General features: G+C 57.1%; 14 protein-coding genes. 11 read left to right on the top strand and 3 right to left on the bottom strand.

What is annotated here, in order from left to right:
* Positions 1–110: 110 nt before the first annotated feature.
* Positions 111–638, top strand: a complete 528-nt coding sequence (gene gntK, locus ECL_RS23930; protein ID WP_038420757.1) for a gluconokinase — start codon at positions 111–113, stop codon at positions 636–638.
* A 3-nt stretch (positions 639–641) separates the two neighbouring features.
* Entirely contained in the window at positions 642–1,982 is a 1,341-nt protein-coding gene (gene gntU, locus ECL_RS23925) for a gluconate transporter (RefSeq protein WP_014833577.1), read from the top strand.
* A 151-nt stretch (positions 1,983–2,133) separates the two neighbouring features.
* Here gntU and ECL_RS23920 read toward each other — a convergent pair whose 3' ends face one another.
* Complete coding sequence (locus ECL_RS23920; protein WP_013099115.1) at positions 2,134–2,580, bottom strand: hypothetical protein; 447 nt, start codon at positions 2,578–2,580, stop codon at positions 2,134–2,136.
* Between the two features lie 393 nt (positions 2,581–2,973).
* Positions 2,974–3,567, bottom strand: a complete 594-nt coding sequence (yhgN, locus tag ECL_RS23915; RefSeq protein ID WP_003861574.1) for an NAAT family transporter YhgN — start codon at positions 3,565–3,567, stop codon at positions 2,974–2,976.
* A gap of 177 nt (positions 3,568–3,744) precedes the next feature.
* Between yhgN and asd the strand changes: the two genes are divergently transcribed.
* The 6 genes from asd (at position 3,745) to glgP (ending at position 14,456) form a co-directional block, all read left to right on the top strand.
* Positions 3,745–4,848 (top strand): aspartate-semialdehyde dehydrogenase, encoded by a 1,104-nt coding sequence (gene asd / locus ECL_RS23910; protein ID WP_013099113.1) that lies wholly within the window; start codon positions 3,745–3,747, stop codon positions 4,846–4,848.
* A 239-nt stretch (positions 4,849–5,087) separates the two neighbouring features.
* Positions 5,088–7,274: a 1,4-alpha-glucan branching enzyme gene (gene glgB, locus ECL_RS23905; RefSeq protein ID WP_013099112.1), complete on the top strand. Its 2,187-nt coding sequence runs from the start codon at positions 5,088–5,090 to the stop codon at positions 7,272–7,274.
* Positions 7,271–9,244 (top strand): glycogen debranching protein GlgX, encoded by a 1,974-nt coding sequence (glgX, locus tag ECL_RS23900; RefSeq protein ID WP_013099111.1) that lies wholly within the window; start codon positions 7,271–7,273, stop codon positions 9,242–9,244. The genes glgB and glgX overlap by 4 nt, the downstream gene beginning before the upstream one ends.
* Positions 9,245–9,261: 17 nt before the next feature.
* Entirely contained in the window at positions 9,262–10,557 is a 1,296-nt protein-coding gene (gene glgC, locus ECL_RS23895; RefSeq protein ID WP_013099110.1) for a glucose-1-phosphate adenylyltransferase, read from the top strand.
* Complete coding sequence (glgA, locus tag ECL_RS23890) at positions 10,557–11,990, top strand: glycogen synthase GlgA (RefSeq protein ID WP_013099109.1); 1,434 nt, start codon at positions 10,557–10,559, stop codon at positions 11,988–11,990. The genes glgC and glgA overlap by 1 nt, the downstream gene beginning before the upstream one ends.
* An 18-nt stretch (positions 11,991–12,008) precedes the next feature.
* Positions 12,009–14,456, top strand: a complete 2,448-nt coding sequence (glgP, locus tag ECL_RS23885; protein ID WP_013099108.1) for a glycogen phosphorylase — start codon at positions 12,009–12,011, stop codon at positions 14,454–14,456.
* A gap of 86 nt (positions 14,457–14,542) precedes the next feature.
* Here the strand turns inward: glgP and glpD are convergent, their stop codons facing one another.
* Positions 14,543–16,051 (bottom strand): glycerol-3-phosphate dehydrogenase, encoded by a 1,509-nt coding sequence (gene glpD, locus ECL_RS23880; protein WP_013099107.1) that lies wholly within the window; start codon positions 16,049–16,051, stop codon positions 14,543–14,545.
* A 250-nt stretch (positions 16,052–16,301) separates the two neighbouring features.
* Here glpD and glpE point away from each other — a divergent pair, with 250 nt between their 5' ends.
* Genes glpE through ECL_RS23865 form a run of 3 tightly spaced genes read left to right on the top strand, consistent with a single transcriptional unit; the run spans position 16,302 to position 18,287 of the window.
* Positions 16,302–16,634 carry a thiosulfate sulfurtransferase GlpE gene (glpE, locus tag ECL_RS23875; protein WP_014833569.1) on the top strand — a complete coding sequence of 111 codons (333 nt, stop codon included), beginning with the start codon at positions 16,302–16,304 and terminating at the stop codon, positions 16,632–16,634.
* Positions 16,635–16,681: 47 nt separating this feature from the next.
* The gene (glpG, locus tag ECL_RS23870; RefSeq protein WP_013099104.1) at positions 16,682–17,512 is read left to right on the top strand and encodes a rhomboid family intramembrane serine protease GlpG; all 831 of its coding nucleotides are present in this window, start codon (positions 16,682–16,684) and stop codon (positions 17,510–17,512) included.
* A gap of 16 nt (positions 17,513–17,528) precedes the next feature.
* A complete protein-coding gene (locus tag ECL_RS23865; RefSeq protein WP_013099103.1) occupies positions 17,529–18,287 on the top strand; it encodes a DeoR/GlpR family transcriptional regulator in 759 nt (252 codons plus the stop codon).
* Positions 18,288–18,300 lie beyond the last annotated feature (13 nt).

Below are 18,300 nucleotides of genomic sequence, written 5' to 3'. Positions count from 1 at the left end.
TAGCTCACACTTATTCACATCGCGCACGTTTGGATATTGCTTCTCTTTTGCCCCGGCAGGACAATGTTACCGATAACTGTTACCCGTAACAATTGACTGAGGGACACCCTTTGAGCACGACTAATCATGATCACCACGTTTACGTCCTGATGGGCGTTTCCGGTAGCGGTAAATCTGCCGTGGCAAGCGAAGTGGCGCATCAACTTAATGCGGCGTTTCTTGATGGCGACTTCCTCCATCCGCGCAGCAACATCATGAAGATGGCCTCCGGCGAGCCGCTGAACGACGACGACCGTAAACCGTGGTTACAGGCGCTGAACGATGCCGCGTTTGCCATGCAGCGCACCAATAAAGTTTCCCTGATCGTCTGCTCTGCGCTGAAAAAAACCTACCGCGATCTGCTGCGTGACGGCAACCCGAACCTCTCTTTCATCTACCTGAAAGGCGATTTCGACGTCATCGAAAGCCGTCTCAAGGCGCGCAAAGGCCACTTCTTCAAAACCCAGATGCTGGTCACACAGTTCGAAGCGCTGCAGGAGCCAGGTGAAGATGAAAAAGACGTCTTAGTGGTTGATATCGATCAGTCACTGGAGGGTGTTGTTGCCAGCACCATCGAGGTCATTAATAAAAGGCAGTAAGTTTTGAGTACATTAACGCTAGTTTTGACAGCAGTGGGTTCGGTATTGCTGCTGCTGTTTTTAGTGATGAAAGCGCGTATGCATGCTTTTGTTGCTTTGATGGTGGTTTCTATTGGTGCAGGTCTCTTTTCCGGTATGCCGCTCGACAAGATCGCTGCGACGATGGAAAAAGGGATGGGGGGCACACTGGGCTTCCTGGCAATTGTGGTCGCGCTGGGCGCGATGTTTGGCAAGATCCTGCATGAGACGGGCGCGGTCGACCAGATTGCCGTCAAGATGCTGAAATCGTTTGGTCACAGTCGTGCACACTATGCAATTGGCCTGGCCGGTCTGATCTGCGCGCTGCCGTTGTTCTTTGAAGTGGCCGTGGTGCTGCTAATTAGCGTGGCGTTCTCCATGGCGCGCCATACCGGTACTAACCTTGTGAAGCTGGTTATTCCGCTGTTTGCGGGCGTGGCGGCAGCCGCGGCGTTTCTGCTGCCGGGACCGGCACCGATGCTGCTGGCTTCCCAGATGCACGCCGATTTTGGCTGGATGATCCTGATTGGCCTGTGCGCGGCAATCCCGGGAATGATTATCGCCGGTCCGCTGTGGGGCAATTTCATCAGCCGCTACGTTGAACTGCATATTCCTGATGATATTACCGAGCCGCACCTGGGCGAAGGTAAAATGCCGTCCTTCGGCTTCAGCCTGTCTCTGATCCTGCTGCCGCTGGTGCTGGTGGGTCTGAAAACCATTGCCGCGCGCTTTGTACCGGTGGGCTCTACCGCGTACGAATGGTTCGAATTTATCGGTCACCCGTTCACGGCAATTCTGGTGGCGTGTCTGGTGGCGATTTATGGCCTGGCGATGCGTCAGGGGATGCCGAAAGACCGCGTGATGGAAATCTGCGGTGCTGCGCTGCAGCCAGCGGGCATTATCCTGCTGGTGATCGGTGCGGGTGGCGTGTTCAAGCAGGTGCTGGTGGATTCAGGCGTCGGTCCGGCGCTGGGTGAAGCGCTGACCGGAATGGGACTGCCCATCGCGGTCACCTGCTTTGTGCTGGCGGCGGCGGTGCGTATCATTCAGGGCTCCGCGACCGTTGCCTGTTTAACGGCTGTTGGCCTGGTGATGCCGGTGATTGAACAGCTGAACTACTCCGGTGCGCAGATGGCGGCGCTGTCTATCTGTATCGCGGGTGGTTCGATTGTGGTGTCGCACGTGAACGATGCGGGCTTCTGGCTGTTCGGTAAATTTACCGGTGCGACCGAAGCGCAAACCCTGAAAACCTGGACGCTGATGGAAACTATCCTCGGCACCACGGGTGCGATTGTCGGGATGATTGCGTTTACGCTGCTGAGCTAACTGGTTTTCTCCCTCTCCCTGTGGGAGAGGGGTGGGGTGAGGGCATCAGGCCGCAGAGATCTTATTTTGTCGGGTGGCGGCTTCGCCTTACCCGACCTACAAAAAACTCAGTTCCCGTAGGCCGGGTAAGCGCAAGCGCCACCCGGCTTTTTTACAGCAGCACTGTGCCTTCCGTTGTGCGCAGCCAGCGCGGCGCTTTTAGCGTATCGCTGAAAAATCGCACCAACTCCTGCAACAGATCTCCCGCCACTCTCTCATCGCTTTCTGACAGCGAATGCGCTAACAGCATTTGCGTTAACAGCTGGCAATATCGCCCTAACTGATCAACTTCCGGTTCGAATACCGGCACGTCCAACGGCAGGTCATCCACCGTCAGGCTGGCTTTTAAATATTCTGGCACAGGTTCAAGCAGCGTGGGCTGAAGCAGGGTGAGGCAGGCGGAAAGTCGTCCACACAGCGCCATCTTCTGGGTTGGATCGTCACATTCAACCAGCACGTCGACAAACCGCGCGCAGTTGTCTGCCTGCTCGGTGAAGTCGGTGGTGTGATCGAACGGTGTGGTGAATAAGGAGTGAGAAAAGCTAAGGGTAGTAGTCATAAGACCGCCTCTGATGCGTAAAATGGACCGCCACAGGAGGGACCAACCTCACTGGTGGCGGACTGAACGGAGTTGGTCCTACCGGCCTCATCAGCTACCGGCGCGCCTTGCGGCGCCACCGTCCAGCCCACCATTAAGGTGTAACTGACTACGCGATAAAGAAATTTTATCACGGATGAGGATAACAGAGGACCAACCCTGACGCCTGATTTTGCAGGCGCGGCAAGAAGATACTGCTTTGAAGATCGGGTGGCAAGAGAGGCTCTGGAAGGCGGCTCGCAAAACGAAATATTATTTTTGAGGAGTGCGGCCTGTTGCCCTCACCCCGGCCCTCTCCCACGGGAGAGGGAGCAAACACTAAAAATGGCCACGCAGTGGCCATTTTGCTTTGACCTAGCCCTTCATCCACGCCCGTATCCCGTCCAGGAACATCTGCGTCGCCATCATCACCAGAATCAGCCCCATCAAACGTTCCAGCGCATTGACCCCTTTTTCGCCCAGCAGGCGCAGGAATAGCGACGACTGCAGCAGAATGATGAACGTTCCGCCCCAGGCAATCAGCAAAGCAATCACCAGATGGCTCATCTGGTTGGGATACTGATGCGACAGCAGCATCAATGTGGCCAGAATGGTCGGCCCGGCGACCAGCGGGATCGCCAGCGGTACGATAAACGGCTCTTCACCCGCAGGCAGTCCGCTGCTACTGCCTTCCGCGCTCGGGAAAATCATCTTGATGGCAATCAGGAACAGAATTATTCCGCCGGAAATGGAGACCGTTTCGGCACGCAGATTCAGGAAAGCGAGAATTTTTTCGCCAGCAAACAGGAAGATAAACATCACCAGCAGGGCGATGAGCAGCTCGCGGATCATGATCGCCCGGCGGCGCTTGGGTTCGGTGTGCTTCAGCACCGACATGAAAATCGGCAGGTTTCCCAGTGGATCCATTATCAGGATCAATAAAACCGCCGCAGAAATGATTTCACTCATGTAAATTAGCCCTGAATTTCTCTATGGTTATTAGGATGATTAGCTCTTTTTCTGATTGCCGGGCAATCATCGATTAATTTCGCTTGCGACTTTGGCAGCATTTTGTAATGTGAAGCATATCCCAGTTCAATACTGGCTTGCACAAACAGCACACACCCTCTGCAGGAAACAAATGCTATGAAAAACGTTGGTTTTATCGGCTGGCGCGGTATGGTCGGCTCTGTACTCATGCAACGCATGGTTGAAGAGCGCGATTTCGACGCTATCCGCCCGGTCTTCTTCTCCACTTCCCAGCTCGGCCAGGCTGCACCGTCCTTTGGTGGTACCACAGGGACGTTGCAGGATGCTTACGATCTGGAAGCGCTGAAGGCACTCGACATTATTGTGACCTGCCAGGGCGGCGATTATACCAACGAAATCTATCCAAAGCTGCGTGAAAGCGGCTGGCAGGGCTACTGGATTGACGCGGCCTCTTCGCTGCGTATGAAAGACGATGCCATCATCATCCTCGACCCGGTGAACCAGGGCGTGATCACCGACGGCCTGAACAACGGCGTGAAAACCTTTGTCGGCGGTAACTGCACCGTCAGCCTGATGCTGATGTCCCTCGGTGGCCTGTTCGCGCAGGACCTGGTGGAGTGGGTCTCCGTGGCGACCTACCAGGCCGCATCCGGCGGCGGTGCGCGTCACATGCGTGAACTGCTGACCCAGATGGGCCAGCTGCACCAGAGCGTTGCGACCGAGCTGGCAAATCCGGCGTCCGCGATCCTCGATATCGAGCGTAAGGTCACCGAGCTGACCCGCAGCGGCGAACTGCCGGTCGATAACTTTGGCGTACCGCTGGCCGGTGGCCTGATCCCGTGGATCGACAAACAGCTGGATAACGGCCAGACCCGTGAAGAGTGGAAGGGTCAGGCGGAGACCAACAAAATCCTCAATACCGCGAACACCATTCCGGTTGACGGTCTGTGCGTGCGTATCGGCGCGCTGCGCTGCCACAGCCAGGCCTTCACCATTAAACTGAAAAAAGATGTGTCTATTCCGACCGTGGAAGAGCTGCTCGCCGCACACAACCCGTGGGCGAAAGTGGTGCCAAACGATCGCGATATCACCATGCGCGAACTGACGCCTGCGGCCGTTACCGGCACGCTGACCACGCCGGTTGGCCGTCTGCGTAAGCTGAACATGGGGCCAGAGTACCTCTCCGCGTTCACCGTGGGTGACCAGCTGCTGTGGGGTGCCGCAGAGCCGCTGCGCCGCATGCTGCGCCAGCTGGCGTAATAATTTGTTAACTACCGGGGGTGATTTTCACCCCCTTTTTTTGCGTACTACATGGAGTAAAACGCAGATGTCTTATTTTTTATCAGGAGGAACCTCGTCGTTGGCTATGCTTTAAGGAAGATTTATTTCTCACCTGAGGGTAGGACGGAGCAGAGAGGATGAGCTGCACCGTTTAGGTCACATTAAAAGTCGTCCCGGAGCGAATAAAAAGGGCGACATAAAAAAACAGGATGAATACCATGTCCGATCGTATTTCGAGAGACGTGATTAATGCGCTTATTGCGGGTCATTTTGCCGACCCCTTTTCTGTGCTAGGGATGCACCGTACAGAGGCCGGGCTGGAAGTTCGCGCGCTGTTACCGGATGCCACAGAAGTGTGGGTCATCGAACCCAAAACCGGCCGCAAGGTGGGTAATCTGGAATGCCTCGACTCACGTGGCTTCTTCTCGGGCGTCATGCCCCGTCGTAAAAACCCCTTTCGTTATCAGCTTGCCGTCATCTGGCACGGTCAGCAAAACCTGATTGACGATCCCTATAGCTTTGGCCCGCTCTTAAAAGAGATGGATGCCTGGCTGCTGTCCGAAGGCACCCATCTGCGGCCTTATGAAACGCTGGGTGCCCATGCGGATACCATGGATGGTATTACCGGCACGCGGTTTGCCGTGTGGGCGCCAAACGCCCAGCGCGTCTCCGTCGTCGGGCAGTTCAACTACTGGGACGGTCGTCGTCACCCCATGCGCCTGCGTCGGGAAACCGGCATCTGGGAGCTGTTCATCCCCGGCGCGCATAACGGTCAGCTCTATAAATTTGAGATGATCGATGCCAACGGCAAGCTGCGCATTAAAGCTGACCCGTACGCCTTTGAAGCGGAGCTGCGCCCGAATACTGCCTCGCTTATTTGCGGCCTGCCGGAGAAGGTGGTCCAGACGGAAGAGCGCAAGCAGGCTAACCGCTTCGACGCGCCAATCTCCGTTTATGAGGTGCATCTCGGCTCCTGGCGTCGCCACACCGATGACAATTTCTGGCTGAGCTATCGTGAGCTGGCTGACCAGCTGGTACCGTACGCCAAATGGATGGGCTTTACCCATCTGGAGCTGCTGCCGGTTAACGAACATCCGTTCGACGGAAGCTGGGGCTATCAGCCCACCGGGTTATACGCACCGACGCGCCGCTTTGGCACGCGCGACGACTTCCGCTATTTCGTTGATGCCGCACACGCCGCCGGGCTGAACGTCATTCTTGACTGGGTGCCGGGCCACTTCCCGTCGGATGATTTTGCGCTGGCCGAGTTCGACGGCACAAAACTGTACGAGCACAGCGACCCGCGCGAAGGCTATCACCAGGACTGGAATACGCTGATCTACAACTACGGTCGTCGTGAAGTCGCGAACTACCTGGTCGGGAACGCGCTTTACTGGATCGAGCGTTTCGGCATTGATGCCCTGCGCGTGGATGCGGTGGCGTCGATGATCTATCGCGACTATAGCCGCAAAGAGGGCGAGTGGATCCCGAACGAGTATGGCGGTCGCGAGAACCTGGAAGCGATTGAGTTTCTGCGCAACACCAACCGCATTATTGGCGAGCAGGTCGAGGGCGCGGTGACGATGGCGGAAGAGTCCACCGACTTCCCGGGCGTTTCCCGTCCGCCGTCAATGGGTGGCCTGGGCTTCTGGTACAAGTGGAACCTGGGCTGGATGCACGACACGCTCGATTACATGAAGCTCGACCCGGTTTATCGTCAGTATCATCACGATAAGCTTACCTTCGGGCTGCTCTACAACTACACCGAAAACTTCATGCTGCCGCTGTCGCACGATGAAGTGGTGCACGGTAAAAAATCCATTCTCGACCGCATGCCGGGCGACGCGTGGCAGAAGTTTGCCAACCTGCGCGCCTACTACGGCTGGATGTTCGCCTTCCCGGGCAAAAAACTGCTGTTTATGGGCAACGAGTTCGCCCAGGGGCGCGAGTGGAACCACGATACCAGCCTCGACTGGCATCTGCTGGAGGGCGCTGACAACTGGCACCACGGCGTGCAGCGGCTGGTCCGCGATCTGAACCTGACCTACCGCCACCATAAAGCACTGCACGAGCTGGACTTCGATCCGTACGGTTTTGAGTGGCTGGTGGTGGACGACCATGAGCGCTCGGTATTTGTCTTTGTGCGCCGGGATAAAGCGGGTAACGAGATTATCGTTGCCAGTAATTTTACGCCGGTTCCACGTCATCATTACCGCTTCGGCATTAATCAGGCCGGTAAATGGCGCGAAATCCTCAACACCGATTCCATTCATTACCACGGCAGTAACGCCGGTAACGGCGGACTGGTCCAGAGTGATGCCATCGAAAGCCACGGGCGCCCCAACTCCCTGAGCCTGACGCTGCCGCCGCTCGGTACCATCTGGCTGGTGCGGGAGGGCGAATGACGCAGCTTACGGCAGGTAAACCCGAACCGCTCGGGGCGAGCTTTGACGGAAAGGGTGTGAATTTCACCCTCTTTTCTGCTCACGCGGAGCGGGTCGAACTCTGTGTGTTTGATGGGGAAGGTAACGAACATCGTTACGATTTACCGGCGCGCACCGGGGATACCTGGCACGGTTACCTGGCCGGTGGGCGGCCAGGGATGCATTACGGTTTTCGCGTTCACGGTCCCTGGGCGCCTGCTCAGGGGCACTGGTTTAACCCGGCAAAGCTGCTGATTGACCCGTGTGCCCACCGCGTGGACGGCGAGTTTAAAGACGACCCGATTTTCCACGTCGGCTACGGGGAACCCGACCACCGCGACAGCGCCCACGTGGCCCCAAAAAGCGTGGTGGTGGGCGATCGCTACGACTGGGAAGACGATGCCCCGCCGGGCACGCCGTGGGGCAACACCGTGATTTACGAGGCCCATGTAAAAGGGCTGACCTATCTCCATCCGTCTATTCCCAAAGAGATGCGCGGCACCTATAAGGCGCTCGGCCATCCGACCATGATCGCCTATCTGAAACATCTGGGGATCACCGCGCTGGAGTTGTTGCCCATCGCCCATTTCGCCAGCGAGCCTCGCCTGCAGCGACTGGGGCTGAGCAACTACTGGGGCTACAACCCGCTGGCGATGTTTGCGCTCGACCCCCGCTACGCCGTCCACCCGGACAAGGCGCGGGACGAGTTTCGTGATGCGGTGAAAGCGCTTCATGCGGCCGGTATCGAAGTGATTCTGGACGTGGTGCTGAACCACAGCGCGGAAAGCGATCTCGACGGTCCGACGCTCTCCATGCGCGGAATTGATAACCGTAGCTATTATTGGATCAGAGAGGATGGTGATTACCACAACTGGACCGGTTGCGGTAACACGCTCAACCTCAGCCATCCGGCGGTGACGCATTTTGCGTATGAATGCCTGAAATATTGGGTGGAAACGTTCCACGTCGACGGTTTTCGTTTTGACCTGGCGCCGGTGATGGGCCGCACGCCGGGGTTCAGCCAGCAGGCGCCGCTGTTTGAGGCGATCAAAAACTGCCCGGTGCTCTCGCGGGTGAAGCTGATTGCCGAGCCGTGGGACATTGGTGAAGGCGGCTACCAGGTGGGGAACTTCCCGCCGCTGTTTGCCGAATGGAACGACCACTATCGCGATGCCGTACGCCGCTTCTGGCTGGAGAGAAGCCTGTCGCTGGGGGAGTTCGCCGGACGCTTTGCCGCTTCCAGCGATCTGTTTAAACGTGATGGCAAACGACCGTCTGCTACCGTCAACCTGGTGACCGCGCATGATGGTTTTACGCTCCGGGACTGCGTTTGTTTCAATCAGAAACACAATGAGGCAAATGGCGAGGAGAATCGCGATGGCACTAACAATAACCATAGCTTTAATCATGGTATAGAAGGGTTAGGCGGAAGTCTGGATGTTATTGAGCGGCGACGCGCCAGCGTGCATGCGCTGCTGACGACGCTTTTGTTGTCGCAGGGCACGCCGATGCTGCTGGCAGGGGATGAACATGGCCACAGCCAGCACGGTAACAACAACGCCTATTGCCAGGACAACACCTTAACCTGGCTCGACTGGGGAGAAGCGAACAGCGGCCTGATCCACTTTACCGCGGCGCTGATCCACCTTCGTCAGCAGATCCCCGCGCTCACCGCCAACCGCTGGTGGGAGGAGGGCGACGGCAACGTTCGCTGGCTGAATAAAGACGCGCAACCGTTAAGCGCGCAAGAGTGGCAACACGGCGTACCGCGCCTGCAGATCCTGCTTTCGGATCGCTGGCTGGTTACGCTGAACGCGACGGATGACGTCGCTGAGATTGTTTTACCTGACGGGGAATGGCGCGCCGTTCCCCCCTTTGCCGGAGCGGATAATCCGGTAGTAATGGCTGTCTGGCACGGGCCTGCGCACGGAGTGTGCGTATTCCAAAGATGATAAAAAAGGAGTTAGTCATGGTTAGATTAGAGAAGAACGATCCCTTAATGTTGGCACGCCAGCTCCCCTTAAAAACGGTTGCCCTGATCCTCGCTGGCGGGCGCGGAACCCGTCTTAAAGATTTGACCATCAAGCGCGCCAAGCCGGCTGTTCACTTTGGTGGTAAGTTCCGAATTATCGATTTTGCACTGTCCAACTGCCTGAACTCAGGTATTCGCCGCATTGGCGTCATTACGCAGTATCAGTCGCACACCCTGGTGCAGCATATTCAGCGCGGCTGGTCATTCTTCAGCGAAGAGATGAATGAGTTTGTCGATCTCCTGCCTGCCCAGCAGCGTGTTCACGGTGAAAACTGGTACCGCGGCACCGCTGATGCGGTGACCCAGAACCTCGATATCATTCGCCGCTACAACGCGGAGTACATCGTGATCCTCGCCGGGGATCACATCTACAAGCAAGACTACTCCCACATGCTCATCGACCACGTCGAGAAAGGGGCGCGCTGCACCGTGGCGTGTCTGCCGGTGCCCGTTGCCGAGGCGACGGCGTTTGGCGTGATGCACGTGGACGCGGACGATAAAATTATCGACTTCGTTGAAAAACCGGCCAACCCACCAACCATGCCGGGAGATGACACCAAATCGCTCGCCAGCATGGGGATCTATGTCTTTGATGCAGATTACCTTTATGAGCTGCTGGAAGAAGACGACAAAGACGAACACTCCAGCCACGACTTCGGTAAAGACATCATTCCGAAAATTACCAAAGCTGGCATGGCCTATGCACATCCTTTCCCGCTGTCCTGCGTGCAGTCAGATCCGAATGCGGAACCTTACTGGCGCGATGTGGGAACCCTGGAAGCGTACTGGAAAGCCAACCTCGATCTGGCCTCCGTCACGCCTGAGCTGGATATGTACGACCAGAACTGGCCGATCCGTACCCATATGGAATCCCTGCCGCCAGCGAAATTCGTTCAGGACCGCTCCGGCAGCCACGGCATGACGCTGAACTCGCTGGTCTCCGGCGGGTGCATTATCTCCGGCTCGGTGGTGGTGCAGTCGGTGCTGTTCCCGCGCGTGCGTATAAACTCATTCTGTAATATCGATTCGGCGGTGCTGCTGCCGGATGTCTGGGTCGGGCGTTCGTGTCGTCTGCGTCGCTGCGTGATCGACCGTGCCTGCGTCATTCCTGAAGGAATGGTGATTGGTGAAAACGCGGAAGAAGATGCACGTCGCTTCTACCGTTCTGAAGAGGGGATCGTGTTAGTCACACGGGAAATGTTGCGGAAGCTGCAGATCAAACAGGAGCGATGATGCAGGTTTTACACGTATGTTCTGAGATGTTCCCGTTGTTAAAAACGGGCGGCCTGGCGGATGTTCTTGGTGCATTACCCGCGGCGCAAATCGCTGGCGGAGTAGATACCCGAGTCCTGCTGCCTGCCTTCCCGGATATCCGGCGCGGCATTCCCGATGCAAAGGTGGTGACGCGCCGTGACACCTTCGCCGGACGCATTACCCTGTTGTATGGACATTACAATGGCGTGGGCATCTACCTGATTGACGCGCCGCACTTATATGACCGACCAGGTAGCCCGTATCACGATACGAACCTGTTTGCCTATACCGACAACGTGCTGCGTTTTGCGCTGCTCGGCTGGGTTGGGGCTGAAATGGCGGTAGGGCTGGATCCGTTCTGGCGCCCGGACATTGTGCACGCACACGACTGGCACGCGGGGCTCGCTCCGGCATATCTGGCGGCGCGCGGCCATCCGGCGAAATCGGTCTTTACGGTGCATAACCTGGCGTATCAGGGCATGTACTACGCCCATCACATGAATGACATCGATCTGCCATGGTCGTTCTATAACATGCACGGGCTGGAGTTTAACGGGCAGATCTCGTTCCTGAAGGCCGGGCTTTACTATGCCGACCACATCACGGCCGTGAGCCCGACCTACGCCCGTGAAATTACGCAGCCGGAGTTCGGCTACGGCCTGGAAGGGTTGCTCCGTCAGCGCCATCGTGAAGGGCGTTTGTCGGGGATCCTTAACGGCGTCGATGAACAGATCTGGAACCCGGAGACCGACCTGCTGCTCGCGGCCCGCTATGGCCGTGATTCCGTGGAAGACAAAGCGGAAAACAAACGCCAGTTACAAATTGCGATGGGGCTGAAGGTCAACGACAAAGTGCCGCTGTTTGCGGTGGTGAGCCGTCTGACCAGCCAGAAAGGGCTGGACCTGGTGCTGGAGGCCCTGCCGGGACTGCTGGAGCAGGGCGGACAGCTGGCGCTGCTCGGCGCGGGCGACCCGGTATTGCAGGAAGGCTTCCTGGCGGCAGCGGCGGAACACCCAGGGCAGGTGGGCGTGCAGATTGGCTATCACGAAGCGTTCTCGCACCGGATCATGGGCGGCGCGGACGTCATTCTGGTGCCGAGCCGTTTCGAACCTTGCGGCCTGACGCAGCTCTACGGCCTGAAGTACGGCACCCTGCCGCTGGTGCGACGCACGGGCGGGCTGGCGGATACGGTATCTGACAGCTCACTGGAAAACCTGGCGGACGGTATCGCCAGCGGGTTTGTCTTTGAGGACAGTAATGCCTGGTCGCTGCTTCGGGCGATTCGGCGTGCTTTCGTCTTGTGGTCCCGTCCGTCGCTGTGGCGTTACGTTCAACGTCAGGCGATGTCTATGGACTTTAGCTGGCACGTTGCGGCGCAGTCATACCGCGATCTCTATCAACGCTTGATGTAACGAGGCGAAGTTACTGATATGAACGCTCCTTTTAGCTACTCTTCCCCCACGCTCAGCGTTGAGGCGTTGAAGCACTCTATCGCCTATAAGCTGATGTTTACCATCGGGAAAGATCCGGTCATCGCCAACAAACACGAGTGGCTCAACGCCACCCTGTTTGCGGTGCGTGACCGCATGGTTGAACGCTGGCTGCGCTCCAACCGCGCCCAGCTGTCGCAGGAAACGCGTCAGGTTTACTACCTATCGATGGAATTTTTGATTGGCCGCACCCTCTCTAACGCGCTGTTATCGCTCGGTATTTACGATGACGTTAAAACCGCGCTGGAAGAGATGGGGCTGGACTTAGAAGAGCTGATTGACGAAGAGAACGACCCGGGGCTCGGTAACGGTGGCCTGGGGCGACTTGCCGCCTGCTTCCTCGACTCGCTGGCGACGCTGGCCCTGCCGGGGCGTGGCTACGGCATTCGCTACGACTACGGGATGTTCAAGCAGAACATCGTGGACGGACGTCAGAAAGAGTCCCCGGACTACTGGCTGGAATACGGTAACCCGTGGGAGTTTAAACGACACAATACGCGCTATAAGGTGCGGTTTGGCGGACGTATTCAGCAGGAAGGGAAAAAGTCCCGCTGGGTGGAAACCGAAGAGATCCTTGCCGTCGCCTATGACCAGATTGTCCCGGGCTACGACACCGATGCGACCAATACGCTGCGTCTGTGGAACGCGCAGGCCAGTAGCGAGATTAACCTGGGTAAATTTAACCAGGGCGACTACTTCGCGGCGGTGGAAGATAAAAACCACTCCGAGAACGTCTCCCGCGTGCTCTACCCGGACGACTCGACCTATTCCGGGCGCGAGCTGCGCCTGCGTCAGGAGTATTTCCTCGTCTCCGCGACGATTCAGGATATCCTCAGCCGTCACTATCAGCTGCACAAGACCTACGCCAATCTGGCGGAAAAAACCGCCATTCACCTCAACGATACCCATCCGGTGCTGTCGATCCCGGAGCTGATGCGTCTGCTTATCGACGAGCATAAGTTCAGCTGGGACGACGCGTTTGAGGTGACCTGTCAGGTCTTCTCTTACACTAACCACACGTTGATGAGCGAAGCGCTGGAAACCTGGCCGGTGGATATGCTCGGCAAAATTTTGCCGCGCCATCTGCAGATCATCTTTGAAATTAACGACTACTTTCTCAAGACGTTGCAGGAGCAGTATCCGAACGATACCGGCCTGCTGAGCCGCGCTTCTATCATTGATGAATCGAATGGTCGTCGCGTACGCATGGCCTGGCTGGCGGTGGTGATCAGCCACAAGGTGAACGGGGTTTCAGAGCTGCACTCGAACCTGATGGTCCAGTCGCTGTTTGCGGACTTTGCGAAGATCTTCCCGACGCGTTTCTGCAACGTGACCAATGGCGTCACGCCGCGTCGCTGGCTGGCGCTGGCAAACCAGCCGCTTTCTGAGGTGCTGGATGAGCACATTGGCCGCACCTGGCGAACCGATCTCAGCCAGCTGAGCGAGCTTGAACAGCACATTGATTTTCCGGCGGTGAACAAAGCCGTACGAGAAGCCAAGCTGCTGAACAAGAAACGTCTGTCAGTCTGGCTGGCGTTGCATCTGAACGTGGTGGCGAACCCGAAAGCGCTGTTCGACGTGCAGATCAAGCGTATTCACGAGTACAAGCGCCAGCTGATGAACGTGCTGCATGTGATCACCCACTATAACCGCATCAAGGCCGATCCGACGGCGGAGTGGGTGCCGCGTGTGAAGATCTTTGCCGGTAAGGCGGCGTCCGCTTATTACATGGCGAAGCACATCATTCACCTCATCAACGATGTGGCGAAGGTGGTCAACAACGATCCGGATATCGGCGACAAGCTGAAGGTGGTCTTTGTTCCTAACTACAGCGTCAGCCTGGCGCAGCTGATCATTCCGGCGGCCGATCTCTCTGAGCAGATCTCCACCGCCGGGACGGAAGCGTCCGGCACCAGTAACATGAAGTTTGCCCTTAACGGCGCGCTGACCATCGGCACGCTGGACGGGGCCAATGTCGAAATGCTGGAGCACGTGGGGGCGGAAAATATCTTTATCTTCGGAAATACCACGGAAGAGGTGGAGGCGCTGCGCAAGAAAGGCTACTCGCCGCGTGAGTATTACGAAGAGGATGAGGAGCTACGTCAGGTGCTGACGCAAATCGCCACCGGGGTGTTTAGCCCAGACGAGCCAGGGCGCTATCGGGACCTGGTGGATTCGCTGATTAACTTTGGCGACCACTATCAGGTGCTGGCGGATTACCGCAGCTACGTGGATTGTCAGGACAGGGTGGACGAGCTTTATCGTCAGCAGGAGAAGTGGACCTGCGTCGCGATGCATAACATCGCCAATATGGGGTATTTCTCGTCCGACAGGACCATTAAGGAGTATGCCGAGAATATCTGGCATATTGATCCGGTGCGGTTGTAAAAACAAAGCCCGGTGGCGCTGCGCTTACCGGGCCTACGGGATCGAGTAGGCCGGGTAAAGCGGAGCCGCCACCCGGCTTTTTTACATCACGACGCCAACGACAGCTCACGCTTCCCCGCATGCTGCAGCAACCACTGCGCCACACGCGACTGCTGTTCGGCATTCAGCCACATACCCTCTTTGGTACGACGCCAGATGGCATCATCCAGACGGCGAACCCACTCATGTTCCACCAGATAGCGCAGTTCGGCTTCATACAGCTCGTGGCCAAAATGTTCGCCCAGGTCGGTAATCTCTTTCGCGTCACCCAGGATCAATTCCGTGTTGCTGCCGTAGGTACGGGCATAGTGGCGCGCCATGCCTTCCGTGATGAATGGATAGCGACGACGCAGCTTCGCGGCGTAATCATCGCGGTTGTCGCCGATATCACCGCCAGGCAGTACCGCGCCTTTGGTCCATGCCGGGCCAATGCCTTTGTAGTACGGCGCCAGTTTTTCCAGCGCGTGCTCGGCCAGCTTACGGTAGGTGGTGAGCTTGCCGCCAAACACGGAGAGCAGCGGTGCCTGACCGTCCACGTCGTGAATATCGAGCGTATAGTCGCGGGTAATCGCCTGCGGTGAGTCAGATTCGTCATCGCACAGCGGACGCACGCCGGAGTAAGTCCAGACCACGTCATCGCGGGACAGCTGTTTCTTGAAGTGCGCGTTATACACCTTCAGCAGGTAGTTCACTTCGCTCTCGTCGATCTCGACGTTTTTCGGATCGCCTTTGTACTCCACGTCGGTGGTGCCGATGATGGAGAATTCGTCCATCCACGGGATCACAAACACAATGCGCTTGTCTTCGTTCTGCAGAATGTAGGCCTGCTTCTGGGTGTGCACGCGTGGTACCACAATGTGGCTGCCTTTGATCAGGCGGATACCGTACGGAGATGGCAGATGCATCCCCTCGTCGAAGAACTGTTTCACCCATGGGCCGGTGGCGTTCACCAGACCGCGCGCTTTCCAGCTGAACTTCTCGCCGGTATCTACGTCTTCCGCTTCGACGATCCACAGGCCGTTTTCACGGCGCGCAGCGGTGGCGCGGGTGCGGGTTTTCACTTCGCCGCCTTTCTTCTCAACCATCTGTGCGTTAGCCAGCACCAGACGCGCATCGTCCACCCAGCAGTCGGAATATTCGAAACCGCGCACGATTTCAGGCTTAAGGACCGATTCTGAGCCAAAACGCAAACCGTTTGAACCCGGCAGGCTGGTGCGTTTACCCAGATGATCGTACATAAACAGACCGATTCGAATCATCCACGCCGGACGCAGATGCGGGCGATGGGGCAGGCGGAAGCGCATCGGGATGGCCAGGTGCGGTGCCATCTTCAGCAGCACTTCACGTTCGGCCAGCGCTTCACTGACCAGACGGAATTCATAGTGTTCCAGGTAGCGCAGGCCACCGTGAATCAGTTTGGAGCTGGCGGACGACGTCGCGCAGGCGAGGTCGTTAGCTTCCAGCATCAGTACGGATAATCCGCGTCCTGCGGCGTCTGCCGCAATACCGGCACCGTTGATGCCACCGCCTATCACAATCAGATCTTTGGTTTCCATAACACCCTCACGCACTTTCGTTAAAGCTCAGAAATGTTCGATATCGCTCATAATAGCAAAGGAACGCGCTTTTGGTAACATCAAAAAAACAATTTAGAGTGATATGGATAACATAATGGCGTTTACCCGCCGCCAGGACGTACACTACGGGGTAAAATAGTGCGACTAACTTTTCTCCCTCTCCCCGTGGGAGAGGGCTGGGGTGAGGGCATCAGAGCGCACCCAACCTGAACAACAGAAAGAGAACACCATGGATCAGTTTGAATGTATTAACGTAGAAGAAGCCCACCAGAAGATGCACCAGGGAACGGCGGTGCTGGTGGATATCCGCGATCCGCAGAGTTTTGCGATGGGCCACACCCCGGGAGCGTTCCACCTCACCAACGATACGCTGGGCGCGTTTATGCGCGATAACGACTTCGATACGCCGGTGATGGTGATGTGCTATCACGGCAACAGCAGCAAAGGTGCGGCGCAGTACCTTATTCAGCAGGGCTATGATGCGGTCTACAGCGTCGACGGCGGTTTCGATGCCTGGCATCGTCATTTCCCGGCAGAAGTGGAATACGCTTTTGAGCGCTGATCCCGCTATACTGTCCCCTTTTGTGTGGAAATAAGCGACCGCCGCCCATGTTGATGATCACCTCTTTTACCAATCCGCGCGTCGCCCAGGCGTTTGTCGACTATATGGCAACCCAGGGCATCATCCTGACCGTTCAGCAGCACACGAAAACCGATGTCTGGCTGGCGGATGAAAGCCAGGCCGATCGCGTGAATGCGGAACTGGCCCGCTTTCTTGAGAATCCCGGCGACCCTCGCTATCTGGCCGCGAGCTGGCAGTCGGGGCAGACGGGGAGCGGACTGCACTATCGGCGCTTCCCCTTCCTTGCCACCATTCGCGAGCGCGCAGGTCCGTTTACGCTGCTACTGATGGCGGCCTGCATTATCGTCTTCATCATTATGAACGTGGTGGGCGACCAGAGCGTGATGATCGCGCTTGCGTGGCCGTACGACCCGTCTCTCGATTTTGACGTCTGGCGCTATTTCACCCACGCGCTGATGCACTTCTCGGTGATGCATATTCTCTTTAACCTGCTGTGGTGGTGGTATCTCGGTGGCGCGGTGGAGAAGCGTCTGGGCAGCGGCAAGCTGATTGTTATCACCCTTATCAGCGCCCTGCTGAGCGGCTATGTGCAGCATAAATTCAGCGGCCCGTGGTTCGGTGGTTTATCCGGCGTGGTGTATGCCCTGATGGGCTATGTCTGGCTCAGAGGCGAGCGCGACCCCGAAAGTGGCATCTATCTGCAGCGCGGATTGATAACCTTTGCGTTAATATGGCTAATTGCCGGATGGTTTGATCTGTTTGGTATGTCTATCGCCAATGGTGCACACGTCACCGGGCTTGCCGTCGGGCTGGCAATGGCGTTTGCCGACACGCTCCATGCGCGAAAACGAACATAATTCCCAGGGATATTTCATGAAACAAACACAACGTCATGACGCCATTATCGAACTGGTAAAAAAACAGGGATACGTCAGCACCGAAGAGCTGGTGGAACAGTTTGCCGTCAGCCCACAAACCATCCGCCGCGACCTGAACGATCTTGCCGATCAAAACCGTATTTTGCGCCATCACGGCGGGGCGGCACTGCCGTCCAGTTCGGTTAACACCTCGTGGCATGACCGCAAAGCCACGCAGACGGCAGAGAAAGAGCGCATTGCCCGTAAAGTGGCGAGCCAAATCCCCAACGGGGCGACGCTGTTTATTGATATCGGCACCACGCCTGAAGCGGTCGCCCATGCGCTGCTGGATCACGAAAACCTGCGCATCGTGACCAACAACCTGAACGTGGCCAATACCCTGATGCAGAAAGATGATTTCCGCATCATCCTCGCCGGGGGCGAACTGCGCAGCCGCGACGGCGGCATCATTGGCGAAGCGACGCTCGATTTTATCTCTCAGTTCCGTCTCGACTTCGGCATTCTGGGGATCAGCGGCATCGACAGCGACGGCTCACTGCTGGAGTTTGATTATCACGAGGTGCGCACCAAGCGCGCGATCATTGAAAACTCACGTCACGTGATGCTGGTGGTGGACCACTCCAAATTTGGCCGTAACGCGATGGTCAACATGGGCAGCATCAGCATGGTAAATGCGGTTTATACCGATGTGATGCCACCGGCGGGCGTGATGCAGGTGATTAAAGATAATAATGTGCAGTTAGAGTTATGTTGAGACGCCTTTCTCC

Source organism: Enterobacter cloacae subsp. cloacae ATCC 13047 (assembly GCF_000025565.1).
Classification (GTDB): Bacteria; Pseudomonadota; Gammaproteobacteria; order Enterobacterales; family Enterobacteriaceae; genus Enterobacter; species Enterobacter cloacae.
Note: the sequence above shows the minus strand (reverse complement) of the source record. Positions and strands in the feature narration are given on the sequence as shown.